Source organism: Agrobacterium sp. NPDC090283, from assembly GCF_044769685.1.
GTDB lineage: Bacteria > Pseudomonadota > Alphaproteobacteria > Rhizobiales > Rhizobiaceae > Agrobacterium.
This window is the reverse complement of sequence record NZ_JBIVYG010000007.1, coordinates 138,942-164,828: the sequence shown is the minus strand read 5'-3', so window position 1 is coordinate 164,828 and position 25,887 is coordinate 138,942. Positions and strand designations below refer to the sequence as shown.

General features: G+C 60.0%; 24 protein-coding genes. 20 read left to right on the top strand and 4 right to left on the bottom strand.

All coding sequences use genetic code 11. From position 1 onward, the window contains the following. The first annotated feature begins 230 nt into the window (after nt 1-230). The 5 genes from ACIQUH_RS12850 (at nt 231) to ACIQUH_RS12830 (ending at nt 6,301) form a co-directional block, all read left to right on the top strand. Nucleotides 231-1,295, top strand: coding sequence for an HlyD family secretion protein (locus tag ACIQUH_RS12850; RefSeq protein ID WP_400815503.1), 1,065 nt, complete (start codon nt 231-233; stop codon nt 1,293-1,295). An 11-nt stretch (nt 1,296-1,306) separates the two neighbouring features. Beyond that, nucleotides 1,307-4,084 (top strand): ribosome-associated ATPase/putative transporter RbbA, encoded by a 2,778-nt coding sequence (gene rbbA / locus ACIQUH_RS12845; protein WP_400815501.1) that lies wholly within the window; start codon nt 1,307-1,309, stop codon nt 4,082-4,084. After that, nucleotides 4,081-5,199, top strand: a complete 1,119-nt coding sequence (locus ACIQUH_RS12840) for an ABC transporter permease (RefSeq protein ID WP_400815499.1) — start codon at nt 4,081-4,083, stop codon at nt 5,197-5,199. Before rbbA ends, ACIQUH_RS12840 begins: the two co-directional genes overlap by 4 nt. Nucleotides 5,200-5,336: 137 nt before the next feature. Next, nucleotides 5,337-5,939 (top strand): hypothetical protein, encoded by a 603-nt coding sequence (locus tag ACIQUH_RS12835; RefSeq protein WP_400815497.1) that lies wholly within the window; start codon nt 5,337-5,339, stop codon nt 5,937-5,939. Nucleotides 5,940-6,154: 215 nt separating this feature from the next. Beyond that, complete coding sequence (locus tag ACIQUH_RS12830) at nt 6,155-6,301, top strand: DUF1127 domain-containing protein (RefSeq protein WP_003521716.1); 147 nt, start codon at nt 6,155-6,157, stop codon at nt 6,299-6,301. A 541-nt stretch (nt 6,302-6,842) separates the two neighbouring features. Here ACIQUH_RS12830 and ACIQUH_RS12825 read toward each other — a convergent pair. After that, entirely contained in the window at nt 6,843-7,286 is a 444-nt protein-coding gene (locus ACIQUH_RS12825) for a response regulator (protein WP_003505649.1), read from the bottom strand. Between the two features lie 479 nt (nt 7,287-7,765). Here ACIQUH_RS12825 and ftsZ point away from each other — a divergent pair, with 479 nt between their 5' ends. From ftsZ to ACIQUH_RS12810, 3 genes are all read left to right on the top strand, one after another. Next, a complete protein-coding gene (gene ftsZ / locus ACIQUH_RS12820) occupies nt 7,766-8,728 on the top strand; it encodes a cell division protein FtsZ (protein WP_003521714.1) in 963 nt (320 codons plus the stop codon). 388 nt (nt 8,729-9,116) lie between these two features. Continuing rightward, on the top strand, nt 9,117-9,815 hold the full coding sequence (locus ACIQUH_RS12815) for a GntR family transcriptional regulator (protein WP_400815686.1): 699 nt from the start codon (nt 9,117-9,119) through the stop codon (nt 9,813-9,815). 109 nt (nt 9,816-9,924) lie between these two features. Next, nucleotides 9,925-10,890, top strand: a complete 966-nt coding sequence (locus ACIQUH_RS12810; RefSeq protein WP_400815492.1) for a dihydrodipicolinate synthase family protein — start codon at nt 9,925-9,927, stop codon at nt 10,888-10,890. Between the two features lie 334 nt (nt 10,891-11,224). Here ACIQUH_RS12810 and ACIQUH_RS12805 read toward each other — a convergent pair whose 3' ends face one another. Next, on the bottom strand, nt 11,225-12,262 hold the full coding sequence (locus ACIQUH_RS12805; RefSeq protein WP_400815490.1) for an Ldh family oxidoreductase: 1,038 nt from the start codon (nt 12,260-12,262) through the stop codon (nt 11,225-11,227). Between the two features lie 372 nt (nt 12,263-12,634). Here ACIQUH_RS12805 and ACIQUH_RS12800 point away from each other — a divergent pair, with 372 nt between their 5' ends. The 7 genes from ACIQUH_RS12800 to ACIQUH_RS12770 all read left to right on the top strand — a co-directional run bounded on the left by ACIQUH_RS12800 (nt 12,635) and on the right by ACIQUH_RS12770 (nt 19,748). Then, complete coding sequence (locus tag ACIQUH_RS12800; RefSeq protein WP_080818943.1) at nt 12,635-13,441, top strand: transporter substrate-binding domain-containing protein; 807 nt, start codon at nt 12,635-12,637, stop codon at nt 13,439-13,441. Between the two features lie 73 nt (nt 13,442-13,514). Continuing rightward, on the top strand, nt 13,515-14,180 hold the full coding sequence (locus ACIQUH_RS12795; RefSeq protein ID WP_400815486.1) for an amino acid ABC transporter permease: 666 nt from the start codon (nt 13,515-13,517) through the stop codon (nt 14,178-14,180). Between the two features lie 12 nt (nt 14,181-14,192). After that, nucleotides 14,193-14,846 (top strand): amino acid ABC transporter permease, encoded by a 654-nt coding sequence (locus ACIQUH_RS12790; RefSeq protein ID WP_400815484.1) that lies wholly within the window; start codon nt 14,193-14,195, stop codon nt 14,844-14,846. Beyond that, nucleotides 14,839-15,561 (top strand): amino acid ABC transporter ATP-binding protein, encoded by a 723-nt coding sequence (locus tag ACIQUH_RS12785; protein ID WP_400815482.1) that lies wholly within the window; start codon nt 14,839-14,841, stop codon nt 15,559-15,561. The genes ACIQUH_RS12790 and ACIQUH_RS12785 overlap by 8 nt, the downstream gene beginning before the upstream one ends. Continuing rightward, nucleotides 15,561-16,802 carry an NAD(P)/FAD-dependent oxidoreductase gene (locus ACIQUH_RS12780; protein ID WP_400815480.1) on the top strand — a complete coding sequence of 414 codons (1,242 nt, stop codon included), beginning with the start codon at nt 15,561-15,563 and terminating at the stop codon, nt 16,800-16,802. The genes ACIQUH_RS12785 and ACIQUH_RS12780 overlap by 1 nt, the downstream gene beginning before the upstream one ends. A 112-nt stretch (nt 16,803-16,914) precedes the next feature. Next, nucleotides 16,915-18,624, top strand: a complete 1,710-nt coding sequence (locus ACIQUH_RS12775; protein ID WP_400815478.1) for an aconitase X — start codon at nt 16,915-16,917, stop codon at nt 18,622-18,624. A 95-nt stretch (nt 18,625-18,719) separates the two neighbouring features. Continuing rightward, complete coding sequence (locus tag ACIQUH_RS12770) at nt 18,720-19,748, top strand: proline racemase family protein (RefSeq protein ID WP_400815475.1); 1,029 nt, start codon at nt 18,720-18,722, stop codon at nt 19,746-19,748. 272 nt (nt 19,749-20,020) lie between these two features. Here ACIQUH_RS12770 and ACIQUH_RS12765 read toward each other — a convergent pair whose 3' ends face one another. Both ACIQUH_RS12765 and ACIQUH_RS12760 read right to left on the bottom strand, forming a co-directional pair. Then, nucleotides 20,021-21,043, bottom strand: a complete 1,023-nt coding sequence (locus tag ACIQUH_RS12765; protein WP_400815473.1) for a LacI family DNA-binding transcriptional regulator — start codon at nt 21,041-21,043, stop codon at nt 20,021-20,023. 157 nt (nt 21,044-21,200) lie between these two features. Then, nucleotides 21,201-21,521 carry a hypothetical protein gene (locus ACIQUH_RS12760; RefSeq protein WP_003505663.1) on the bottom strand — a complete coding sequence of 107 codons (321 nt, stop codon included), beginning with the start codon at nt 21,519-21,521 and terminating at the stop codon, nt 21,201-21,203. Nucleotides 21,522-21,817: 296 nt separating this feature from the next. Between ACIQUH_RS12760 and ACIQUH_RS12755 the strand changes: the two genes are divergently transcribed. From ACIQUH_RS12755 to ACIQUH_RS12735, 5 genes are all read left to right on the top strand, one after another. Next, nucleotides 21,818-22,621, top strand: a complete 804-nt coding sequence (locus tag ACIQUH_RS12755) for a transporter substrate-binding domain-containing protein (RefSeq protein WP_142841962.1) — start codon at nt 21,818-21,820, stop codon at nt 22,619-22,621. A gap of 68 nt (nt 22,622-22,689) precedes the next feature. Continuing rightward, nucleotides 22,690-23,394 carry an amino acid ABC transporter permease gene (locus ACIQUH_RS12750; RefSeq protein ID WP_400815468.1) on the top strand — a complete coding sequence of 235 codons (705 nt, stop codon included), beginning with the start codon at nt 22,690-22,692 and terminating at the stop codon, nt 23,392-23,394. After that, on the top strand, nt 23,391-24,050 hold the full coding sequence (locus ACIQUH_RS12745) for an amino acid ABC transporter permease (RefSeq protein WP_400815466.1): 660 nt from the start codon (nt 23,391-23,393) through the stop codon (nt 24,048-24,050). Before ACIQUH_RS12750 ends, ACIQUH_RS12745 begins: the two co-directional genes overlap by 4 nt. After that, nucleotides 24,031-24,762: an amino acid ABC transporter ATP-binding protein gene (locus ACIQUH_RS12740; protein ID WP_400815464.1), complete on the top strand. Its 732-nt coding sequence runs from the start codon at nt 24,031-24,033 to the stop codon at nt 24,760-24,762. Before ACIQUH_RS12745 ends, ACIQUH_RS12740 begins: the two co-directional genes overlap by 20 nt. Nucleotides 24,763-24,785: 23 nt before the next feature. Beyond that, nucleotides 24,786-25,721 (top strand): 2-hydroxyacid dehydrogenase, encoded by a 936-nt coding sequence (locus ACIQUH_RS12735; RefSeq protein WP_400815462.1) that lies wholly within the window; start codon nt 24,786-24,788, stop codon nt 25,719-25,721. Nucleotides 25,722-25,887: the final 166 nt, after the last annotated feature.

Here is a 25,887-nt window from a genome sequence, read left to right as displayed (position 1 = left end):
ATTCCAGCGATACCTACCTTCATCATATATCTCAGCCATTGTCTGCTCTACGGTTCACTTGACGTGTGTCAAAGCATTGAGTCGCTCCCTCACCTAAACAAGCCCCAGCACCCGGTCTTCTCCCACTGAGTGCGGGAAATATCAGGTGCGAATTATGAACGTAAAGGTGGCTGGCTTCTTCGGTTTCATCGTATTACGGTTGAAACTCTAGGGGTTCATGGGGAAGACGGATGTCTAAAAAAGGCTTGCTCATTGGTCTGGCGGTTGTTGTGCTTGCCATCGCCGCTTATTTCGCCTGGTCGAAGCTGACGGCAGCGGGGCTACCCTCCGGTTTCGTGGCCAGCAACGGCCGCATTGAGGCGGTCGAGATCGATATTTCCACCAAGACCGCCGGTCGCCTTCAGGACATCATGGTGCGCGAAGGCGATTTCGTGAAGGCCGGGCAGGTGCTGGCGCAGATGGATACGGCCCAGCTGGAGGCGCGGAAGCGTCAGGCGGAGGCACAATTTCGCCGCGCGAAAATAGCGATCGATACCGCCCACAGCCTCGTCGCCCAGCGCGAAGCGGAAAAGACCTCGGCGCAGGCGGTGGTGGAACAGCGCAAGGCCCAGCTCGATTCCGCCTCCAAGACCTTTGCCCGTTCGAAACAGCTGCTGACCGGCAATGCCGTGTCGCAGCAGATTGTCGATGACAGTGAAGCCGCCGAGCAGTCCGCCCGCGCCACGCTCGCTTCGGCTGAGGCCTCGCTGGCCGCCTCGGACGCGGCAATCAACGCCGCCAGGGCGCAGATCGTCGATGCGGAAGCCGCTGTCGATGCCGCGCAGGCCGATATTGAAAGCATCGAGACCGACATAGCCGATGCGACGCTGAAGTCGCCGCGCGACGGCCGGGTGCAATATCGTATCGCCCAGCCGGGTGAGGTTCTTTCCGCCGGAGGGCGGGTTCTCAACCTCGTTGATCTCGGCGATGTCTATATGACGTTCTTTCTGCCGACCGCCGAGGCCGGCCGCACATCCATGGGTTCGGATGTGCGCCTGATACTGGACGCCGCGCCGCAATATACCATTCCCGCCAAGGTTTCCTTTGTCGCCGATGTGGCGCAATTCACGCCGAAGACGGTTGAAACCGAGGAGGAACGTCAGAAGCTCACCTTCCGGGTCAGGGCGCAAATCCCGCAGGAGCTGCTGCAGAAATATATCCAATATGTTAAAACCGGGCTGCCCGGCATGGCCTATGTCCGGCTTGATCCGCAGGCCGCCTGGCCGGAGAACCTCGAACGCAATCTTGTGAAGTGAGGGTGGCCGCCATGGTCACGCCCTCCGCGACGAATACTAAAAACGATCCCGGCGCGCCGGTCGCACGGTTGACGGATGTACGGCTGGCTTTTGGCAGCACGGTTGCGCTGGCCGACATATCGGTTGAAATTCCAGCCGGGCGGATGATCGGCCTTATCGGGCCTGACGGTGTCGGCAAATCCAGCCTGCTGTCGCTGATTTCCGGCGCACGCGCCATACAGAAAGGCAAGGTGGAGGTTCTGGGCGGCGATATGTCCGATCCACGCCACCGCGAGGATACCTGCCCGCGCATCGCCTATATGCCGCAGGGCCTTGGCAAGAACCTCTATCCAACCCTGTCCGTCTTTGAAAATATCGACTTTTTCGGCCGGCTGTTCGGTCAGGGCGGCCGGGAGCGGCAGGCACGCATTGCCGAGTTGCTGAAGAGCACCGGCCTTGAGCCATTCGCCGCCCGCCCGGCCATGAAACTTTCCGGTGGCATGAAGCAGAAGCTCGGGCTCTGCTGCGCGCTGATCCACGATCCCGACCTGCTTATCCTCGATGAGCCGACCACGGGCGTCGATCCGCTGTCGCGCCGGCAGTTCTGGGAGCTGATCGATTCCATCCGCGCCGGTCGTCCGGGCATGAGCGTCATCGTCGCTACGGCCTATATGGAAGAGGCCGCCGGTTTCGACTGGCTGGTCGCGATGGATGGCGGCAAGATTTTAGCCACCGGCTCGCCTGCCGAGCTGCTGGAACGCACCGCCGCCGCCAATCTCGATGCGGCCTTCATAGCGCTTCTGCCGGAAGAGAAACGTAGGGGTTATCACGAGGTGCAGATTGCGCCCCGCAAGGTAACGGGTGATGGCGATTATGCCATCGAGGCCTCGCATCTCAGCATGCGTTTCGGTGATTTTACCGCCGTCAACAATGTCAGCTTCAAAATTCCGCGTGGCGAAATTTTCGGCTTTCTCGGCTCGAATGGTTGCGGAAAATCCACCACCATGAAAATGCTGACCGGGCTTCTGGCCGCCAGCGAGGGCGAGGCGAAGCTCTTCGGGCACAAGGTGGATGCCAGCGACATGGCGATCCGTCATCGCGTCGGTTACATGAGCCAGGCTTTCTCGCTCTACTCCGAACTGACGGTGCGCCAGAACCTCGATCTTCACGCGCGCCTGTTCAAGTTGCCGGAGGAGACCATCCAGCCGCGTATCGCCGAAATGGCCGAGCGTTTCGATCTTGGCGCGGTCATGGAAACCCTGCCGGACGACCTGCCGCTCGGCATCCGGCAGAGGCTGTCGCTGGCGGTGGCGATGATCCATTCGCCTGATATTCTCATTCTCGATGAGCCGACCTCCGGTGTCGACCCGGTGGCGCGGGACGGCTTCTGGCAAATCCTCGCCGATCTCTCGCGCAACGACAATGTCACCATTTTCATCTCCACCCATTTCATGAACGAGGCGGAGCGCTGCGACCGAATTTCGCTGATGCATGCCGGCAAGGTGCTGATCAGCGATACGCCTGATGCGATCACCAGGAGCCGTAATGCCGTAACGCTGGAGGAGGCGTTCGTCGCCTATCTTGAGGATGCCTCCGGGGTGCAGAGGACCGGAGCGACCGAAGCACCTGCCGCGGCAGCAAACGTGCCGGCAACGCCCCATGCCACGCCCGGCCGCAAGAGGTTTTTCGATTTCAGGCGCATGTTCAGCTATACGCGCCGCGAAGCGCTGGAGCTGCAGCGCGATCCCATTCGCGGCACGCTCGCGGTGCTTGGCAGCGTCATCCTGATGTTCGTGATCGGATACGGCATCAATCTCGATGTCGAGGATCTGACCTTCGCGGTGCTGGACCGCGACGATTCCACCATCAGCCGCGATTATGTGCTCGATATTGCCGGCTCCCGTTATTTCATCGAAAAGGAACCGATCCGCGACTATGCCGACATGGACCGGCGGATGCGCGATGGCGAACTCAGCCTTGCCATTGAAATTCCTCCCGGCTTTGGCCGTGATGTGTTGCGCGGCAAGACGGTGGAGGTGGGCGCCTGGATCGACGGCGCGATGCCGCAGCGGGCCGAGACCGTGCGCGGTTACGTGCAGGGCATGCACCAGACATGGCTGGCGCGCAAGGCGAGCGAAATTTATGGCAGCGCCGCCACACAAAGCACATTCAGCATCGAAACGCGCTATCGTTACAATCCGGACGTCAAGAGCCTCGTCGCCATGGTTCCGGCGGTCATTCCCCTGCTGCTGATGCTCATTCCCGCCATGCTCTCGGCGCTCAGCGTCGTCCGGGAAAAGGAACTCGGCTCCATTGTCAATCTTTACGTGACGCCGACCACGCGGCTGGAGTTCCTGATCGGCAAGCAGCTTCCCTATGTCGCTCTCGGCATGCTCAATTTCCTGCTTTTAACTGCATTTGCGATCTTCATCTTCCAGGTGCCCTTCACCGGAAGTTATCTTGCCTATGCGACGGGCGCTTTGCTCTTCGTCGTCATTGCCACCTCCATCGGCCTTCTCATGTCATCCTTCATGAAAAGCCAGATCGCGGCGATCTTCGGCACGGCTTTGCTGACGCTCATTCCGGCGACGCAATATTCGGGCATGATCGATCCCGTCTCGTCGCTGCAGGGAGCAGGGGCCTTTATCGGCAACATCTATCCCGCCACCTATTTCATGACCATTTCGCGCGGAACCTTCTCCAAGGGGCTGGATTTCGCCGGACTTTCCGGCTCGTTCCTGCCGCTTCTCATCGCCATTCCGCTGCTCCTCATCGCCGGTGCCGCACTTTTGAGGAAACAGGCGTCATGAGATTGTTTTCGTCCAACATCTTCCAGCTCGGCATCAAGGAACTGCGCGGCCTTGCGCGTGACCGCATGCTGCTGCTCCTGATCGTCTACGCCTTCACGCTGCAGATCTACACCGGCTCCAGCGCGCTGCCGGAGACGCTGAACAATGCCGCCATCGCCATTGTCGACGAGGACCAGTCGCCGCTTTCCGGCCGCATCAGCACGGCGTTTTATCCGCCCTATTTCTCCCCGCCGAAGCAGATTTCCATCGCGGAAATGGACAAACGCATGGATGCCGGGCTCGATACCTTCGCGCTCAACATCCCGCCGGATTTCCAGCGCCGGCTGATGGCCGGGCAGCAGCCGGCCATTCAGCTTAATATCGACGCCACCCGCATGAGCCAGGCTTTCAGCGGCGGCGGTTATGTGCAAAGCATCGTCACGAGTGAAATCCAGGAATATATCAGCCGCTATCGCGGTGCGACCACGGTGCCGGTGGAGCTGACGCTGCGCTCGCGTTTCAATCCGGAACTGGACAAGTCCTGGTTCGGATCGATCAACAACATCATCACCGCCATCACCATGCTGTCGATCGTGCTGACGGGGGCGGCGCTCATCCGCGAGCGCGAGCATGGCACGGTCGAGCATCTGCTGGTCATGCCGGTCACGCCGCTGGAAATCATGCTCAGCAAGGTCTGGTCCATGGGCCTTGTCGTGCTGGTGGCCTCGGCATTTTCCCTGTTCGTCGTCGTCAGGGGGCTGCTTGCCATTCCAATCGAAGGCTCGCTCCTCCTCTTTCTGCTCGGCACCGCCTTGCAGCTCTTCGCCATGACGTCGATGGGCATCTTCCTGGCGACGGTGGCCGGTTCCATGCCGCAATTCGGCATGTTGCTGATCCTGTTTCTGCTGCCGCTGCAGGTGCTTTCCGGCGCCATGACGCCGCGCGAGAGCATGCCCGATATCATCCAGTACATCATGCTTCTCGCACCCAACACCCATTTCGTCATATTGGCGCAATCGGTGCTTTTCAGGGGGGCGGGGCTGGATGTGGTCTGGCCGCAATTGCTGGCGCTGCTGGCCATTGGCTCCGCGCTCTTCGTTTTCGCGCTTCGCCGTTTCAGGCGGTTCCTGCGCTGACCACAGCCGGATCATGCGCGTGTTTCGTCCATTTCCGCGCAAGTTGAATTAATTGTGTTCGGTAACGGTATGTTCGCCTTCCGTGAATATGCCTATGAGGACGGCTGGGTAAGCGGGCTTTGTTCAGGAGTAGCAAAATGAATATTGCAGCACGTCTGTCACTGGTTGCCATGATCGCACTGGCGGCAACGCCCTCCGTCGCGTCGGAAGATATGACGCCGGAGACGAGCGAGGCGATATTCGGATTCGGCGGCGCCCTGACGAAAGAAGACATGCTGAAAAGTGCGGCCCTCTTTCCGGTGGAATATGAGCGTAACGCCATTCTGGGCGGCGGTTATCAGTTCTATCCCTATCACATCGGCAATGTGAAACTCGGCGGCGAAATCGGCGTCGCCGCCAGATTTGGCAAGGGCTTCACGGGCGAAGTCTGGGCGGGCCCGGTTGTGCGTTACGAGCAGATCAGGCTGGGCGAGCGGCTGTTCGTCACGCCGAGCTTCACTGCCGGCCTCAGCCTCGTCACGAATGCACAGCCGGGCCGCGAGCGTGAGCAGGAAATCAAGGATGATGGCAACGCGAACGTCCTGTTTTACCTCGGGCCTGAGATCAACGTCTCCTTCAGCGAAGATTCCTCGACGGAATTCTTCTGGCGCCTTCACCACCGTTCCGGCGGTGGCAAGACATTGGGCAATATGAAGGGTGCGACAAACGCCAACGTCTTCGGCGTGCGCTACAAGTTTTAAGGCGCGGGCGCTCAGGCGCCCCTCCATGTGGCTGAATTTTCAGCCGCCTTTCATTTTTCTGGAGCACGTGAATTGGAACCCTTGCACGCAGCGCATGGGTGGATTGCCTTATTCTGCCTGTTAATTCCCCATTGGAAAGCGCATATAGGGGGCATCAAAGGACGCCGGAACGAAAACGTTGCTGACGTCACCTAAACCTCAGAAAGGGTAATGTCATGAACGTAGCACGCAGCTTTAACAACTGGCGCAAATATCGTCAGACCATCAACGAACTCGGCCGTATGAGCACCCGTGAACTGCACGATCTCGGTATCGATCGCAGCCAGATCACCAGCGTCGCCCGCGCCGCTGTCGGCAGGTAATCAAGGCGATATCGCCTCTTTACGAATGATCCAACGCCCGCTTTGCGGGCGTTTTTGTTTGCGGTGAAGGTGCCTGACTACAGGCGTCTGACAGATGGGTGCATTTCACGACATGCTCCGCTTCGCCCTCGGCCGTGTGCCGAAGACCGGTGCGCGTCGTGAAAAATCAGTCGGTATCAGATCCGCGGTATCGGGCTGACTGCGAGCGGCGTTCAGCGCCCGGTATTTTCCATCTCCCATATTGCCATGCATCATATGCATATCTGCGCTGCAACCTTGTGCCTGTCAAACGCGCAGGAAAATGGTATCTTCCAATCATCGAAACGGATGTACCTCCTCCCACATCCTTTTGGTAATGCGGGCGATCCTACTCCTCCTCCCAAAGGATTGCCCCAAGGACAGCGGTTTTCCTCCTCCCATATCGCTGTTCATCTTTTCAAAAAGCCTGCCGCACCTCCTCCCGCGGCAGGCTTTTTTGTTTTTGGCAACTTCGCCAGTTTTCAGAACAATCGTCTTCAGAACAATCGCCTTCAGAATAATCTCAGTCGAAAGCCATCATGCCGATGGGCGTCACGGCATGGGTGCCTGCGCGTCTGGCAAGGGCATAAGCAAGGCATTGTTCGACGGCATCCTGCGGCACCGGCTTGGCGATCACGCCGGCCCCGATGCCGAGATTGACGACGACTTCGGGATTCGCCGTCATGAAGATCACCACCACGCCATGGTCTTCGGAAAGCCGCCGCCCGATCTCCGGGCCGGTCTGACCGTCGGCAAGATTGACGTCGACGAAGGCGATATCGGCACGGCTGCCAAGCGCCACGGCCTCTTCCAGCCGGTTGGCGATGCCGATGACATCTGCCTCTTCCTCCGCCTGCAAAATGGAATCCTCTATATCCATGGCGATGAGGAATTCGTCTTCCACGATCAGCACACGCGGCTGTTCCGTGCGGAAACCCGGTTCGTTTTGCAAGACGTCTGCCAACATATGCCTGTCTCCATTCGTGTGCTTCAGAGCACCGGACCGAAAAGCGTGGTGCGGTTTTCGGATCATCCGACGCTTTAACCAAAATCTGGAGCGGCGGCGCCGGTTCCGTTTCAGTTCCCGCCGCTCCAGCGGGATCGGCAAGCAAACACTTCTCGGCGCAACTCGTTCCAAAGTGAGATAAACATAGTGAATGGAGTGTAAACGATGTGCCTTTTCGGCTATCACCTCTAGAGAGCGAAGCAGTTGATTCGGTTCGGTTTTCATCCGGGGAAGGGGTCGGAGAACGTCGCCGTGGAGCATCTTTCGCCCCCTGGAACACCGTTCTTTCGCCATTATGGGGTGAAAGGCCGGTATGGAAATTCAAAGCGTTACAGCTTCTTTCCCTCTCGGAGAGAAAGCGCTGGGAGCTTGCCGATCATTCGCGTGCCGCAGTCGAAAAACGGCGCGGAACCCTATGAGTTTAGAAAGAGAATAACACGATGACCCAGTCTCCGCGCGCCACCATCGCCCGCAACACGCCCAATATCGCCGTCGTCGGTGTCGGCGGCGGCGGCGGTAATGCGATCAACAACATGATTGCCGAGGGCATTGGCGGCGTCGATTTCATCGCCGCCAATACGGATGCGCAGGCGCTGAAGAAAACCAACGCGCCGCGGCTTGTGCAGCTCAGCTCCGAGCTGACCGGCGGACTTGGTGCGGGCGCTGATCCGGAGGTCGGCCGGCAGGCGGCGATCGATTCCCTCGATGAGATCATGGACCATTTAAGCGGCTACGACATGTGCTTCATCACCGCCGGCATGGGCGGCGGCACCGGCACGGGTGCTGCTCCCGTCATCGCCGAGGCCTGCCGCGCGAAGAACATCCTCACCGTCGGGGTCGTGACGCTTCCTTTCAGCTTCGAGGGCGCGCGCCGCATGCGGGCCGCCGAATACGGCTTTGCCAACCTGCTCAATACGGCCGATACCGTCATCGTCATTCCCAACCAGAACCTGCTGCGCATTGCCGATGCCGGCACGACTTTCGAAAATGCGTTGAAGACGGCCGACAAGGTTCTGTCGCTTGGCGTGCGCTGCATCACCGATCTCATCCTGCGCGAAGGCCTCGTTAATCTCGATTTCGCCGATGTGCGTTATGTCATGAAGAACGGCGGCCGGGCGTTGATGGGAACGGCGCAGGCCAAGGGTGAAAAACGTGCTTCGGAAGCGGCTGCGGCAGCCATCGCCAATCCGTTGCTCGGCGAACCCTCGCTGAAAGAAGCGCGTGGTGCGCTGGTCTCGATTTCCGGCGGCAACGACCTGACGCTTTACGAGATCGACGAGGCGATGACGCTGGTGCGCGAGGCGGTCAGCGAGGAGACCGATGTGGTGATGGGCGCTTCCTTCGATCCCACCCTGGACGGCGCTTTCAAGATTTCCGTCGTGGCCACCGGCCTGCGCAATTAAGGGCGCACTTGCAGCGTCGCGGAACCGGGGTAGCACGGCGGTGCGACACATTTCTTCCCCCCACCGGGGAGAAGGTGGCTCGGAGGGTTGGATGAGGGGGCTAGCTCGCCGAATATCTCTACCCTTGCCCTCTTCATCCCGCTGCCGCGACCTTCTCCCCGGCGGGGAGAAGAACCGGGAGGCGTGCTCCTCTTTCTTCGGATAAATCGAACCTCCCATCGTCCACGCCATAAACTGAACGATCAAAAGCCGTCGCGGGCAATTTCCGCGATGGCTTTTGGTTGTTTTTGAACAATTATTCCGCCATTCGAAGACGATGCGGTGCAGCGCGACGTTGATCGGGAAAAAATATAATAGTACTCTTTATGTCGACAAGAGGGATTTGATGATGACGGATATAATTGCTTCTGCCGAGCGCAAGCGCGGCTCCGGCGTGAAGATGGTCTACGATCTGCTGCGCGACGAGATTCTCGATCTGGTTCTGCCGCCGGGCAGCCCGATCGATGAGGTGCAGCTTGCCGAAAGGTTCAAGATGTCGCGCACGCCGATCCGTGAGGCGCTGGTGCGGCTTTCGGGCGAGGGGCTGATCGATACGCTGCCGAACCGCTCCACCATGGTGTCGAATATCGATTTCCTCAACATGCACACCTATTTCGATGCGCTTGTCTTGATGTACCGGGTGACGACCCAGCTTGCCGCGCAATATCACCGTCCGGAGGATCTGGCTGGAATCCGCGCGCATAATGCGGAATTCGCCATCGCGGTGGAGGAGCAGGATGCGCTGGCGATGATTTCCACCAATGCCGCACTTCACCTTTCCATCGCCGAAGCCGGGCGTAACCCCTATTTCACCAGCCTGTTCAAACGGCTGCTGGATGAGGGACGGCGCATCCTCAGGCTTTATTACCAGTCCTATGACGACCGTCTGCCGAAGCGCTTCGTCGATGATCATGAAGAGATGATCGCGGCGATTGCCGCGCGCGATACCGCCCTTTCCGAGAGGCTGGCGCGCGAACACGCCGAGCAGATCGTGCGGCAGGTCCAGAAACTGCTGGTGCGAAACGAACGGCTGGAAATAAATCTGTAGCCCGCGGATTTCTTGTCGACAAATAAAATACAAGATAGTAATGTGCCTGTCGAAAGGGTGGCGCGGACGTGCGTCCATTCCCGAAAAACATGTCCCTTAGGAGCAAGTAATGACGGCCAGCATTTTTTCCGGCGTGATTCCCGCCTTGATGACCCCCTGCAAGGATGATCGCACCCCTGATTTCGATGCGCTTGTTCGCAAGGGCAAGGAACTGATCGCCGATGGCATGTCGGCCGTCGTTTATTGCGGCTCCATGGGTGACTGGCCGCTTTTGACGGACGAGCAGCGCATGGAAGGCGTGGAGCGCCTGGTGAAGGCCGGTATTCCGGTTATCGTCGGCACCGGTGCGGTCAACACGGCATCCGCCGTGGCCCATGCCGCCCACGCCCAGAAGGTTGGCGCCAAGGGCCTGATGGTCATCCCCCGCGTCCTGTCGCGTGGCTCGGTCATCGCGGCCCAGAAGGCCCACTTCAAGGCCATCCTCTCGGCCGCCCCGGAAATCCCGGCCGTCATTTACAACAGCCCCTATTACGGTTTCGCCACCCGCGCCGATCTCTTCTTCGCGCTGCGCGCCGAACATAAGAACCTCGTGGGCTTCAAGGAGTTCGGCGGTCCGGCGGATATGCGTTATGCCGCTGAAAACATCACCAGCCGTGATGATGAAGTCACCCTGATGATTGGCGTCGATACCGCCGTTTTCCACGGTTTCGTCAATTGCGGCGCAACCGGCGCCATCACGGGCATCGGCAATGTCCTGCCGAAGGAAGTCATTCACCTCTGCAAGCTGTCGCAGGCCGCCGCCAAGGGTGACGCGGATGCCCGCGCCCGCGCGCTGGAGCTGGAGCAGGCGCTCGCCGTTCTCTCGTCCTTCGATGAGGGCCCGGATCTGGTTCTCTATTTCAAGCACATGATGGTGCTGAAGGGTGACAGGGAATACACGCTGCACTTCAACGAAACCGATGCCCTGACTGACAGCCAGCGTGGTTATGTCGAAGCGCAGTTCAAGCTGTTCAACAGCTGGTATGCCGACTGGAGCAAGCTTCCGGGCGCCGTGCAGGCCTGCAAGGCTGCCTGAGCAGTCGCTGACGTGAAACAAAAGGCCCGCAAATGCGGGCCTTTTTTGCATGAGGTTTGAGCGTTTCTTGGCTTCGACGTCATCCCCGGACTTGTCCTACAGCTATCCGGTTTAAATTTCTGCCGGCTGCAATTCCCACGAAGTTTGTGGTGAAGAGTGGATATTCTCTCGGCGTCATCCTCGGCCTTGTGCCGAGGATCTAATCACGGTGAATAAAATCAATACGTTGCAGATCCTCGGGACAGGGCCGAGGATGACGGAGGAGAGGTTTGCGGATTCCGCCGTCAACTCTGCACCGGGCCGCGGGCCTTATGTATATTGTTCTCCGACACGGTCAGGAGACCGCGTCCAGCCCCTTTTCCAGTAGCCGGTCCAGACCGGCCATTTCTGCTGCAGTCAGCGTAATGCCTTCGCTTTCGGATTTGGCACGTGCGGCGAAGCGGCGGCCGGAGGGCAGGCGGGCACCCTGGCCGATGATGGCGTCGAACAGCACTTCCGCGCGCTGGAACGGATCGCCGGGACGGCCCTTGGCGAAGGCTTCGGGAGAAAAGGCGACGATCAGCTCTCCATGGGTGGGGGCAAGTGTCGTGCTGCCGAGAAATTCGAGCGCTTCCGGGCTGGTGAAATCGCCGATCATGATGCCGGCGAGAAGCTCGATCATCGTGCCGATGGCCGATCCCTTGTGGCCGCCAAAGGGCAGCATGGAGCCGGCAAGGGCGGCTTCCGGGTCGGTCGTCGGCTTGCCTTCGACATCCAGAGCCCAGCCTTCCGGCAGGGGCTTTCCGGCCCGCCGATGCAGTTCGATTTCACCGCGGGCCGCAACCGACGTCGCGAAATCGAAGACATAGGGTGAGGCGCCCTTGCGCGGCCAGCCGAAGGCGAAGGGGTTGGTGCCAAGCAGCGGTTTGCTGCCGCCGGTGGGCGCGACGGTGGAATAGCTCGGACACATGACCAGCCCGGCAAGGCCGTTCGACGTCAGCCCCTCGACTTCCGGCCAGAGTGCCGAAAAATGCGTGCAGTCATTGATGACGAGTGCCGCGACGCCGAGGCGTTTCGCGCGCTCCGCCAGAACCGGCAGGCCGAGCTCGAAGGCGGGGTTGGCGAAACCGCCATTGGCATTGACCTTCACGATCGCCGTGCCGTCGTCCTCGGCCACATCAGGAATGGCATCGGGCTTGACCTTGCCGGCCTTGACGGTGCGCAACGCGCCTTCGATACGGTAGATGCCGTGGGACTTGCAGGCATCCCGCTCGCCCGCCGTGATGACGCGTGCGAGCGCCCCAGACTGCACGGCATTGAGACCGGCCTTGCGGAAAATCGCCTCGACCCGCTCAGAAAGCCCGTCAATGGTCAGGGTTGTGGTGTCGCTCATCATAATCCTCCGATGTCAGGCTCGCACATTTTGAATACATAAAGTATACAAAGGCGATGCTATTGCAACGTGTCTTTTTGCGGAAGCGCTGTGAAAAACGCAATTTGGCGCGCCTGCTCGCAAACGCCCGTCTTGCAGTGAAGGCCCTCATTCCTGTGCTTGTCACAGGAATGAGGGCCTTGGAATGTTTCCGCGTAGCTCCTTGGTTCCTCGCGCCACGCTCTCCATGAAACTTAGCCGCCAACCCTCATCTTTTCGCATGCAAAAAATTCTTTTTGTATACTCATTGTATTTTTATGTTGATTTATCGCTTTCTTGGGGAAATAGTGACCGCGCCTTCAAGGGCAGACCAATTCTGGGAGCAAATAAAGAATGAAAAAATCGGTCATTTTCGCCGGCCTCCTGGCCGCCACTTCCGCTATCACCCCGGCCAAGGCCGACAAGCTTGACGACATTATTTCGTCCGGCACCCTGCGTTGCGCCGTCGTGCTCGACTTCCCGCCCATGGGTGCACGTGACGACGCAAACAATCCGATCGGATTCGACGTCGATTATTGCAACGACCTCGCCAAGGCGCTCGGCGTCACGGCTGAAATCGTCGAAACGCCGTTCCCCGAGCGCATTCCGGCGCTGATGTCCGGCCGCGTCGATGTCGGCGTTGCGTCCACCTCCGATACGCTGGAACGCGCCAAGACGGTCGGCATGACCGTGCCTTATTTCGCTTTCGAAATGGCCGTTACCGCCAACGACAAGTCGGGCATCAAGTCTTTCGAAGACATGAAGGGCAAGACGGTTGGCGCAACCGCCGGCACGTTCGAAGCCATCGCGCTTGAAAAGTCGGTCAAGGAGTGGGGCACCGGCGAATTCCGCCCTTACCAGACCCAGGCTGACGTTTTCCTCGCTCTCAGCCAGGGCCAGATCGATGCTACGGTATCCACCTCGACGGTTGCCCAGTCCAACGTCAAGGGGGGCAAGTTCGCCGGTATCTCCGTGGTCGGCAAGGCGCCTTACGACATCGATTATGTCGCGCTCTTCACCAATCGTGACGAATACGGCTTCATCAATTACCTGAACCTCTTCATCAACCAGCAGGTTCGCACCGGCCGTTACGCCGAACTCTATGAAAAATGGGTTGGCGGCGAGGTTCCCTCGCTCACCGTCAACGGCGTTTATCGCTGATCAGGACTTTTCGTAAACGGCGCGGTCAAAAATGATCGCGCCGTTGATCGTTTCTGAAAAGGCGGGACGCTTCATGTTCAACTATACATTCCACTGGAATCAGGCGCTGAAGGCTCTGCCGCAGCTTCTGGACGGTGCGGTGGTGACGCTGCAGATCGCCATTCTGTCGATGGTGATCGGCCTGTCCTTCGCCATCGTGCTGACGCTGTTCCGGCTCTCCGGCAACCGCATTCTGGGCGCTCTCGCCTCCGTCTGGGTGGAAATCGCCCGCAACACGCCGGCGCTGTTCCAGATTTACATGGCCCATTTCGGGCTCGGCAATTTCGGCATTCATCTCAGCCCCTATACCGCGCTTCTCGTCGGCATCGCGTTTAACAATGCGGGTTATCTTGCGGAGAATTTCCGTGGCGCGCTGAAAGCCATACCGGACACACAGACGCGGTCGGGCCGTTCGCTTGGCATGACCTCGATGCAGACCTTCCGGCTCATCATCCTGCCGCAGATGCTGCGCGTGGCTTTCCTGCCGGCCACCAACCAGATGGTCTGGGCGATCCTCATGACCTCGCTCGGTGTCACGGTCGGCATGAACACGGATCTCGCCGGTGTCACGCAGGCGCTCAATGCGCGTTCGTTCCGCACCTTTGAATTCTTCGCGCTCGCCGCGGTCATCTATTATGTGATCGCCAAGATCGTCACGCTTGCCGCCAGATTGCTGGCCGCGCGTCTGTTCCGTTACTGAGAGAGGTGAGCCATGTTTGAAACCGCTCTCACCTGGAGTGATCTCGCCTTCCTGGCCAAGGGTGCCGGCATGACGCTTGCCGTCACCGCCGTCGCCGTCACGGCAGGCACCATCATGGGAATCATCTTCGGTATCGTCCGCTTCCAGTTCGGTCCCTATTGGTCGCTGCCGCTGACCTTCGTTCTGGATATTTTCCGCTCCGTGCCGCTGCTCATCCAGCTGGTGCTCGGCAATGCCTTCCAGTCGATCGCCAAGCTCGGCTGGCCGCCCTTTACCACCTCCTGCGTGGTTCTGTCGCTTTATACGGCCGCCTATTGCACCGAGATCGTGCGCGGCGGCATCGAAGCGGTGCCGTCGAACACCCGTCGCGCCTGCCGGTCGCTCGGCATGACCTGGTCGCAGGACATGCGTTACATCGTGCTGCCGCTCGCCACCCGCGTGTCGTTGCCCTCATGGATCGGCCTGACGCTGGGTGTGATGAAGGATTCCGCGCTGGTGCTCTGGCTCGGCCTCATTGAGCTTCTGCGCGCCTCGCAGATCCTCGTCACCCGCCTGCAGGAACCGCTGACCATCCTGATGATCTGCGGCGCCATCTACTTCCTTATCAGCTTCCCCATCGCCCGTTTCGGCGGGTATCTCGAAAGACGGTGGTCCCCCAATGATTGAGATCGAAAACGTCCGCAAATCCTTCGGCCCGCTGGAGGTTCTGAAAGGGATCAACCTCACCGTCAACAAGGGCGAGGTCGTCACCATCATCGGCGGTTCCGGTTCCGGCAAATCGACGCTGCTCACCTGCATCAACGGCCTGGAGCCGATCGACAGCGGCAAGATCGTCATCGACGGCACGGAAGTGCATGCCAAATCGACCGACCTCAACAAGCTGCGCCGCAAGGTCGGTATCGTTTTCCAGCAATGGAACGCCTTCCCGCATCTGACGGTATTGGAAAACGTGATGCTGGCGCCGCGCAAGGTGCTCGGTATTTCCAAGGAACAGGCCGAGGAAATCGCGGTCAGGCAATTGACCCATGTGGGCCTTGCCGAAAAGCTGAAGGTCTATCCAAACCGCATGTCGGGCGGCCAGCAGCAGCGTATGGCGATTGCCCGTGCGCTTGCCATGTTGCCGGAATATATGCTGTTCGACGAAGTCACCTCGGCGCTGGACCCGATGCTGGTGGGCGAAGTGCTCGATACGCTGAAGATGCTGGCGGATGAAGGCATGACGATGATCTGCGTCACCCATGAAATGGCCTTCGCCCGTGATGTCTCCAACCGCGTCGCCTTCTTCCATCAGGGCGTCATGGCGGAAATCGGCACACCGGACCAGCTGTTCGGCGCGCCGCAGCATGCTGAAACCCAGAAGTTCCTGGCGAGCGTGCGGTAATGCCTGCAAATGATGTCATCGTCATAGGGGCCGGCGTCGTCGGCCTCTCGGCGGCAATCGCCGCACAGGGCCGCGGTCTTTCTGTCACGGTCATCGATCGCGAGGGACCGGCAGCGGGCGCTTCGGCCGGCAATGCCGGCGCCTTCGCCTTCACCGATATCCTGCCGCTCGCATCGCCGGGCATTCTCTGGAAAGCGCCGAAATGGCTCATCGATCCGCTGGGACCGCTCAGCGTGCCGCCGGCCTATGCGCTGAAGATCGCGCCGTGGATGTTCCGTTTCTGGCGTGCCTGCGCCGCCTCGAAGGTCGAGCATTCCACCGCCGCGCAGACGGCGCTGATGGACCTTTCCAAAGCCGAGCTGGAGCCGTTTCTCAGAAAGACGGACACCATTGCCATGCTGCGCAAGGAGGGCAACCTTCAGGTCTATGAAAGCGAGGCGGAATTCGAAGGCTCGCTTGCCGGCTGGAAGGCGCGCGAACGCCATGGCATTGAGTTCCGGCATCTGAACGCCGAACAGATGGCCGAGATACAGCCGGGAATAGCACCGCGTTTCACCTGCGGCACATTCACGCCCGGCTGGTTTTCCATTGCCGATCCGAAGCTCTACACGCTGGCGCTGGCCGATCATTTCCGCACCATTGGTGGCCGCATTGAATGCCTGGATGTTGCCTCGCTCAGACCGCTGGAAGACGGCGTCGAGGTGGTGAGCCATGATGGCCGCACCCGCAAGGCGAGCAAGGTGGTGCTGGCAGCGGGGGCGTTCTCGCATCGCATCGCCCGTTCGCTTGGGGAAAAAATTCCGCTGGAAACGGAACGGGGTTATAATACCACCCTGCCGTCTGGTGCTTTCGATCTGCGCACGCAGGTCACCTTCGGTGGCCATGGTTTCGTCGTTACCCGTCTTTCCTCCGGTATCCGCGTTGGTGGTGCGGTGGAACTCGGCGGGCTGGAGCTTCCGGCCAATTTCGCCCGTTCCGAGGCGCTTTTGACCAAGGCGAAGGCCTTCCTGCCGGGCCTGAGGACCGAAGGCGGCAAGCAGTGGATGGGCTTTCGCCCCTCGCTGCCGGACAGCCTGCCGGCCATTGGGCAAGCGCAGCACACGGCGCGGGTGGTTTATGCTTTCGGCCACGGGCATCTGGGACTGACGCAATCGGCGGGCACGGCCCGCATCGTCGCCGATCTTCTGACGGGGCAAAAGCCCGCCATCGATACAAGGGCATTTTCGCCGCAACGTTTCTAGAGAATTTCGGCTTTTCTCCGAAACGCAAAAATTCTCTAGCGCTTTTTTCACGCATTTTCCGGGCGTCAAACCGCTACGCAGGTTTACTGGAAATGCTTCAGGGAGATTTTCGATGTCTTCTTCCGTTTCGCCAATCACTACCCCTGAGGCGCGCAGCATTCTGGCTGGTGCCGCCGAGGGCAAGGTCATCGCCACGACCGAAGCGCTGAGCTTCTGGGGCGGGGTCGATCCCGCCACCGGCAAGGTGATCGACGTGCATCACCCGCTGCACGGCGTCTGTCTCACCAGCGGCGTGCTGTTCATGCCGACCAGCCGCGGCTCCTGCACCGGCTCGGGCGTGCTGCTCGATCTCATCCTCACCGGCCGTGCGCCTTCGGCGCTGGTTTTCTGCGAGGCTGAAGACGTTCTGACGCTCGGTGCCCTCGTTGCCGCGGAAATGTTCGACAAGGCTTTGCCGGTCATCCGGCTCGATGCCGAAACTTTCGCCCGCTTTTCCCGCGCCGCGCATGTCCGCATTCACGAGAGCACCATTGAGGCTGACGGCGTCTCGCTTGCCATCGCTCCGCCGGCGACGGCGCATCTCGACCTCACGGACGACGACCGGGCGATGCTTGAGGGGCGTGACGGCATCGCCGCGCGCCAGGCCATGCGCATCATCGTCGCCATGGCGGCCCAGCAGGGCGCATCCGCGCTTGTCGATGTCACCCAGGGCCATATAGACGGCTGCATCTATGCCAGCCCCGCCAACCTGACTTTCGCGGAAAAAATGGCTGATATGGGCGGCAGGGTGCGGGTTCCATCGACCATGAACGCCATTTCCGTGGACAAGGCCAACTGGCGGGCACAGGGCGTACCGGAGGATTTCGGCGATCCCGCCGCAAGACTGGCCGATGCATATGTGCGCATGGGCTGTCGCCCCACCTTCACCTGTTCGCCTTACCTGCTCGACAGCGCCCCAAATGCCGGTGAATCGATCGCCTGGGCCGAATCGAATGCCGTGATCTTCGCCAATACCGTGCTCGGCGCCCGCACCGCCAAACATCCTGACTTTCTCGATCTCTGCATTGCACTGACGGGCAGGGCGCCGCTTTCGGGTGTTTATCTCGAAGAAAATCGCCGGCCGCAGCGCATCATCGATGTGACGTTGCCAGCTGGCATCGATGACGCCTTCTGGCCGCTCGTCGGTTATCTCGCGGGCAAGGCTGCGCCGGATTGCATTCCGCTGCTGCGCGGTCTTGGCTCCGCAAAGCCGTCGCGGGATGATCTGAAAGCACTCTGCGCCGCCTTCGGCACCACCTCCGCCTCGCCCATGTTGCATATCGAGGGCGTGACGCCGGAGGCCGGGCTTGCGCCGCTCGAAACAGCGGAAACCGTCACCATTTCCCTTGAGGATATGGCGGCCGGCTGGTCGCTTCTGAACGAGGGGCCGGAGGAGGTGCAACTCGTCGCCATCGGCAGCCCGCATGCCTCGCTGGAGGAGTGCCGCGCGCTTGCCACCCTGTTTACGGGCCGCAAACGTCGTGCGGATGTCGCCGTTATCGTCACCGCTGGCCAGCAGGTCATCGATGCGGCCGGGCAGGATGGTACGCTGCAAAGCCTGAAGGACAGCGGCGTGCAGGTGCTGCCGGATCTCTGCTGGTGCTCGATTTCCGAGCCGGTTTTTCCGACGAAGACCCGCGCCCTGATGACCAATTCCGGCAAATATGCCCATTACGGTCCGGGCCTGAGCGGCCGCGCGGTGCGCTTCGGCAGCCTTGCCGATTGTGTTGAAAGCGCCCTGACCGGCCGGGCTGTCTCCCGTCTTCCCGCCTGGCTTTCCTAGGGCGCGGCCAGACGCGTGCCCATCTTTCGGTTTCCCATTTTCCGGACGCTAAACCGCTCCGCAGTTTGACTGGAAATATTCTAGAGGAGTTTTGAATGCGCAGTATCAAGACCGTTCATGTCATTTCCGCCCATGCGGAAGGCGAAGTCGGGGATGTGATCGTCGGCGGGGTGAAGCCGCCGCCGGGGGACACGATCTGGGAGCAGAGCCGTTTCATCGCCCGTGACGAAACGCTGCGCAATTTCGTGCTCAACGAGCCGCGCGGCGGCGTGTTCCGCCACGTCAATCTGCTGGTGCCGCCGAAACATCCTGACGCGGATGCCGCCTTCATCATCATGGAGCCGGAAGATACGCCGCCCATGTCCGGCTCCAACTCCATCTGCGTGTCCACCGTGCTGCTGGACGGCGGCATCGTGCCGATGCAGGAGCCGGAAACCCACATGCTTTTGGAAGCACCGGGCGGGCTGGTGAAGGTGCGCGCCGAATGCCGTAACGGCAAGGCCGAGCGCATTTTCGTGCAGAACCTGCCGAGCTTTGCCGCAAAGCTCGATGTCGAACTCGAGGTCGAAGGTCTTGGCACGCTGAAGGTGGACACCGCTTATGGCGGCGACAGTTTCGTCATCGTGGATGCCGAGGCGATGGGTTTCAGCCTGAAGCCGGAAGAGGCGCATGAGATCGCCCGCCTCGGCGTGCGCATCACCAATGCCGCCAACAAGGCCCTCGGCTTCGATCATCCCGAAAACCCCGACTGGCGGCATTTTTCCTTCTGCCTCTTCGCGGGCAAGGTGGAGCGCACGGCCGAAGGCCTCAGGGCAGGGGCGGCCGTCGCCATCCAGCCGGGCAAAGTGGATCGCTCGCCGACCGGTACGGCGCTTTCAGCCCGTATGGCGGTGCTGCATGCGCGCGGTGAAATGAAAGAGGGCGAAACGCTGACGGCGGTATCGCTGATCGGCTCCACCTTCACCGGCCGCATTCTTGGAACGACAAAGGTTGGCGACCGCCCGGCCATCCTGCCGGAAATCTCCGGCCGTGGCTGGATCACGGGCATCCACCAGCACATGCTCGATCCGTCCGATCCCTGGCCGGAGGGGTATCGGCTGACGGATACCTGGGGGGCTAGGTAAGAGAAAGCCTCTCCCTTGTCATCCTCGCCCTTGAGGCGGGGATCCATCGGCCGTTGAAATTGTGGATCCTCGGGTCAAGCCCGAGGATGACGTCGAGATGAGGGAGCGATGGTATTTCTTCTCCCCGCCGGGGAGAAGGTGGCCCGAAGGGTCGGATGAGGGGGCTAGCGCTGAGATATACGGAGAGCTTGCCCCCTCATCCCGCTACCGCGGACTTCTCCCCGGCGGGGAGAAGAAACAAGCGGCACCCGCTCGTTCCACCGTCTTCCGCTTTATCCACCCAACCGCCTTGTCGTCTCCCGCACTATCAGCTCGAACCCGACATCCACCCGCGCGCTTTCGGGAACAGCGGCATCCTTTTCCGGTTCCAATATCGAAAGCAGCAATTCGCCCGCCCTGCGGCCGATCATCTGGGCATCGACGCGAATGGTTGAAATCGCCGGATAACATTGCCGGCTGATATCGAAATCGCCGAAACCGAGGATGGACACCTGATCGGGCACGGCAATGCCGCGGCGGTGACATTCCATCAGTGCGCCTACGGCGGAAATATCGGAGACGGCGAAAATGCCTTCGACATCGGGCGCCTTCGCGAGCAGGGAGCCGAGCGTCTTTGCCCCGTGATCATAGGAGACTGGCGCGCTGCCTTCGCGGACGATGAGATCGTCGGAAATGCCGGCTTCGCGCAACGCTGCCGCAAACCCGACAAGGCGGCTTTCGCCGCGCCAGTCGTTCACGGCGCCGTCAGCCCGGGAGCCGAGTGCGCCAATACGTTTTAAACCAAGCGATATCAAATATTTGGCGGCGTTTCTTCCCACTTCGTAGTTGGAGAAGCCAACCGCATGGTCGATCGGGTGCTCCGGAACGTCCCAGATTTCCACGATCGGAATGCCGGCGCGCATCAGAACTTCGCTCGCCATCTTGGTATGCACCGTGCCGGCGACGACGATGGCATCGGGACGGCGCTCCATCATGGTGCGGATGACGCGCTCCTCTTCCTGCAGGTCATACATCGTATAACCGATCAGCAACTGGTAATCGGCCGCGCGCAGCGCCTTGGCCAGCCCCTGCGCGCTGTCGGCGAAGTTGGAGTTGGTGAGCGTCGGCAGGATGGCGGTGATGAAATTGGTGCGCCGGGAAGAGAGCGAACCGGCGATTCGATCAGGCACATAGCCGAGCTTCTCGATGGCCTTCATCACCTTCTGGCGTGTGTCCTCCGACACCAGGGCAGGATCGGCCAGCACCCGCGAAACGGTCATCTTGGAGACGCCCGCGAGTTTCGAGACGTCGCTCATGGTTGCTTTTTTTGACGTGACTAACGCTGCGGCCAAGGGCGTTCGCTCCACCAAAGCATGTCTCCCTAAATTCGAACCGTTTCAGGACAAGACATACACGAAGATATCAAGGGAAAGCACGCCGTATGATTTGAGATCAGTGCGGCGTGCACCGGATTCATGCGACTCGGCTATAGACCAGATGGTAAAAACGTCCGTCGCACATGCTCATCATCTCGTCCGTCAGCACCCGGCCTTCCAGCCGGACCGGCGAGACCAGCGCTTCCTCCACGGCTTCCATCGAGGGATAGTCGATTTCCTGCACCATGATGATTGAGGCTGCGTCCGGATCGGTGCGCTCGGTGCGCATCACCCGCACGGCCTGCGCATTCGGCATACGTTTCCAGACCGGCAGCAGTTTTTCCTCGACGATGCGGAAAAACTCCTCCTCCCGGCCGGGGTGGATCCTGCCTTCGAAAATTGCCGAGCGTGTATACATGGTTTCCTCCCGAATGAATGTCCGATGCAACAGTTCTGTAGATCGGACTTGCAATGATACCGATAACATGCATTATTGATCCTGCCAAGAACGTGAAACGGTGTCGACAAGAGGAAAATCGATAACCAGACGAACTTATTGAATTTTAAGGAGAATTCATATGGTTTTGGGCTTTCGCGGTTTCTTGGGAGGAGTTTTTGGTCAATCGCGGTGAAATGTTATCGAGAACATTTTTCGCTTTGTGCAAGATTGCTGTTCCGCTTTGGGCAGCCACTTAAAAGGTTGGAGGAGAAACCATGAGCATTTCAAGATTTCTGAAGAACGTGACCGTTGCCGTCGGTGTTGCCGCAGCAACGCTCGCCGCCAGCACATCCGCCCATGCTGTCTCGCTCAGCGAGATCACGGCGCGCGGCAAGGTCAAGATCGGTGTTCTGACCGGCGCTCCGCCGATGGGCATGGTGGATGAGAAGGGCAATCCTTCCGGTTATGACGTGGATGTCGCCAACCTCATCGGCACATATCTGTCGCTGCCGGTTGAGCTTGTGCCGCTGACGCCGCCTGCGCGCATTCCGGCCCTTCAGACCGGCAAGGTCGACTTCCTCGTTGCAACGCTTGCGCCGACCGGCGAGCGCGCCAAGACCGTGATGTTCACGCAGCCCTACAGCGCCTTCAACATGGACATCATCTCGGGCAAGGACCAGAAGTTCGAAAATCTCGACAGCCTCAAGGGCAAGCGCGTTTCGGTCAATCGCGGCTCCTCGCAGGAAACCGCGCTGCGCAAGGCCAATGTCGAAGGTCTCGAAATCGTCGTTTACGAAGACGATTCCACCAGCGCCCAGGCACTGCTTGCCGGTCAGGTGGATGCTGTCGCCCTGCCGTCCACGGTTGGCGAAGCCATCATCAAACAGCGCCCGGAAGCCGGTCTGCAGGTTGGTTTCACCTTCTTCCAGCAGGGCAATTCCATGGCGACGAAGCTTGAGGATTTCGAGCTGCGCCAGTGGCTGAACACCTCCATCTACCTCATGAAGATGTCGGGCGATCTCGACCGTATCTCGGTGAAGTGGACCGGTCGTCCTCTGCCGCAATTGCCAAGCTTCTGATTGAGCCTTTCAACGCGTCCGCCGGAGAAAAATTTCCGGCGGACCGGGAAATGTCAACGGAGTGACGCATGTCCTATACTTTTCAATTCGGCGCGCTCGCCCAGTATCAGAATGAAATTCTGAACGGCATATGGCTGACGATCAAGCTGTCGGTCCTGTCCATCGTGCTCGGCTGCGCTTTCGGCATTCTTTTGGCCTCGCTGCGCTCCATCAAGGGCGGTATCGTCCGCATCGTCGTGGACGGTTATGTGGAGGTGATCCGCAACACGCCGTTTCTGGTGCAGCTTTTCATCGTCTATTTCGGTCTCCCGGGTCTCGGCTTTCGTGTCGGGGCGGATACGGCGGCGCTGATCGGCATGACGATCAATCTCGCGGCCTATTCGACGGAAATCATCCGCGCCGGCATCGAGGCAGTGCACAAGTCGCAGATCGAGGCGGGCGAAGCTCTTGGCTTCACGAAGTACCAGATCTATCGCCACGTCATCATCGTGCCGGCGATTGCCAAGGTCTATCCCTCGCTGTGCAGTCAGTTCGTGCTGATGATGCTGGCATCGAGCATATGTTCGGCCATTTCCACCCATGAGCTTGCGGCTGCCGCGGCCTTCGTGGAATCGCAGACCTATCGCTCCTTCGAGGTCTATATCGTCGTCACGCTCATCTATCTTGCGCTGGCGCTCAGCCTGCGGCTCATCCTTGCCCTCGTCGGCATGTGGCTGTTCGGCCGCCGCGTCGCCCGCAAGACAATGACCGCCATGCCGGAGGTGCAGTCATGACTCTTCGAACTTTCGGCTGGAACGAATTCGGCTTCCTGCTGACCGCCCTGCAATGGACCGTGCTTCTGACGATCATTGCGCTTATCGGCGGCGGCATTGTCGGCTTCCTCGTCGCGCTGGCCCGTACCTCGAATTTCAAGGCGCTGCGCATTGCCGCCGGCACCTATATTCAGGTCATTCAGGGCATTCCAGTGCTGATGATCCTGTTCCTGTCCTATTACGGCCTCAGCCTTGCCGGGCTGGAACTGCCGCCGCTCTTTGCCGCCGGCGCCTCGATGACCATCTATACATCGGGTTACCTCGCGGAAATCTGGCGCGGCTGCATCCAGGCGGTGCCGAAGCAGCAATGGGAAGCCTCGGAATCGCTGGCTCTTACCCGCGCCCAGCAATATCGCTACGTCATCCTGCCGCAGGCGATCCGCATTTCGCTACCGCCGACCGTCGGTTTTGCCGTCCAGGTCGTCAAGAATACGTCCATCGCATCGATCATCGGTTTCGTCGAACTGGCGAGAGCGGGGCAGCTCATCAACAATGCCACGTTCCAGCCGTTCCGCGTCTTCGTCGCGGTGGCCGTGCTTTATTTCATCGTCTGCTACCCGTTGTCCCAGCTGTCGCGTTGGCTGGAAAGGAGGCTTCATGCCGGAAGTAATCGTTGAAAACGTTCACAAGAGCTTTGGCGCTCTGGAAGTCCTCAAAGGCGTGTCGCTGACGGTCGGTCGCGGTGAAGTCTTTGCCCTCATCGGCCGCTCGGGCTCGGGCAAGAGCACGCTTCTGCGCTGCATGAACGGGTTGGAGAGGATCAATTCGGGCCGCATCGAAATCGCCGGTCATGCGATCGGGGAAGATGCCAAGGCGTTGCGCAAGCTGCGCACCGATGTCGGCATCGTGTTCCAGAGCTACAATCTTTTCCCGCATCTGACGGTCGGTGAAAACATCATGCTTGCGCCACGCATCGTCAAGGATGTGGCGAAATCGGAAACCAGGGATATCGCCCGCGAAGTCCTGCAACTCGTCGGCCTGTCTGAGAAATTCGATTCTTATCCCGACCAGCTCTCCGGCGGCCAGCAGCAGCGCGTGGCGATTGCCCGCTCGCTTGCCATGCGGCCGAAGGTGATGCTGTTCGACGAGGTGACCTCGGCGCTCGACCCGGAACTCACCGAGGAAGTGCTGACCGTCATGGAAAACCTCGCCAAGGACGGCATGACCATGATCCTCGTGACCCATGAAATGGCCTTTGCGCGCCGCGTGGCGACCGAAACCATCTTCATGCACAAGGGCAAGATCTGGGAGCAGGGCCGCTCCTCCGAACTCTTCGCCAATCCGCAAACGCCTGAACTCCGGCAATTCGTCAAGGCCGATGTGAAGTAGTTCACCGGCACAAAGGAAGATCCATGACCACTGAAATCGTGCAACTGTGCCCGCTCATCCCGGCACTGGAAGAAGAACTCGCGCAGCGCTTCACCGTGCATCGCCTGTTCGAGGCTGCGGACAAGGCAGCATTTCTTGCTGAAAAGGGTGCTTCAATCCGCGCCGTCGTCACCGGCGGCCATATCGGCCTGCCGGCGGATATTGGTGCTGCGCTTCCCAATCTCGAAATCGTGGCCATCAACGGCGTCGGTTTCGACAAGGTCGATCTGGCGGAAGCCAAGCAGCGCGGTTTCCGCGTCTCCAATACGCCTGATGTGCTGACGGCCGATGTCGCCGACCTCGCGCTTGGTCTTGTTCTGGCACAGGCGCGCAAGCTGCCGCAAGCGGATCAGCATGTGCGCACCGGGCAATGGCTGAAGGGCGACATGGGGCTTTCCACCCGTGTGGCCGGCCGTCGTTACGGCATTTTCGGTCTGGGCCGCATCGGTCAGGCTATCGCAAAGCGGCTCGAGGGTTTTGACGCGCGTATTTCCTATACCGCCAGAAACCGTCGCGATGTCGCCTATGATTATTACGACAGCATCGAGGCGCTGGCCGCCAATTGCGACGTGCTGATCATTGCCGCCGCCGCCACCGCCGAAACGCGCCATATCGTCAATGCGGATGTGCTGAAGGCGCTTGGACCGCAGGGCGTGCTCGTCAACGTGGCGCGCGGTTCGCTGGTGGATGAGAAGGCGCTTGTCGAGGCTCTTTCCAGTGGCGCCATCGGTGGTGCGGCGCTGGATGTCTTCGAGGATGAACCGCGCGTGCCGGAAGCGCTTTTCGCCTTCGACAACGTCACGCTTGCCCCACATGTCGGCAGCGGCACACACCAGACGCGACGCGCCATGGCCGATCTGGTTATCGCCAATCTCGATGCGCATTTCGCCGGCAAAGAACTGCCAACGCCGGTGGTGTGACGGACGACGAATTGCCACCTTTATAAAGTGACGGCGCAGCTTCTGTTGCGCCGTTTTGATTCAGGCGGGCAGGGCGTCAGGGAGGCTGCTTTCCCGGCAATCTCCCACCGTTGTTCATACTTATATAATACGTATAATCCTACTATTCCGCTTCCTTGTAAGATGA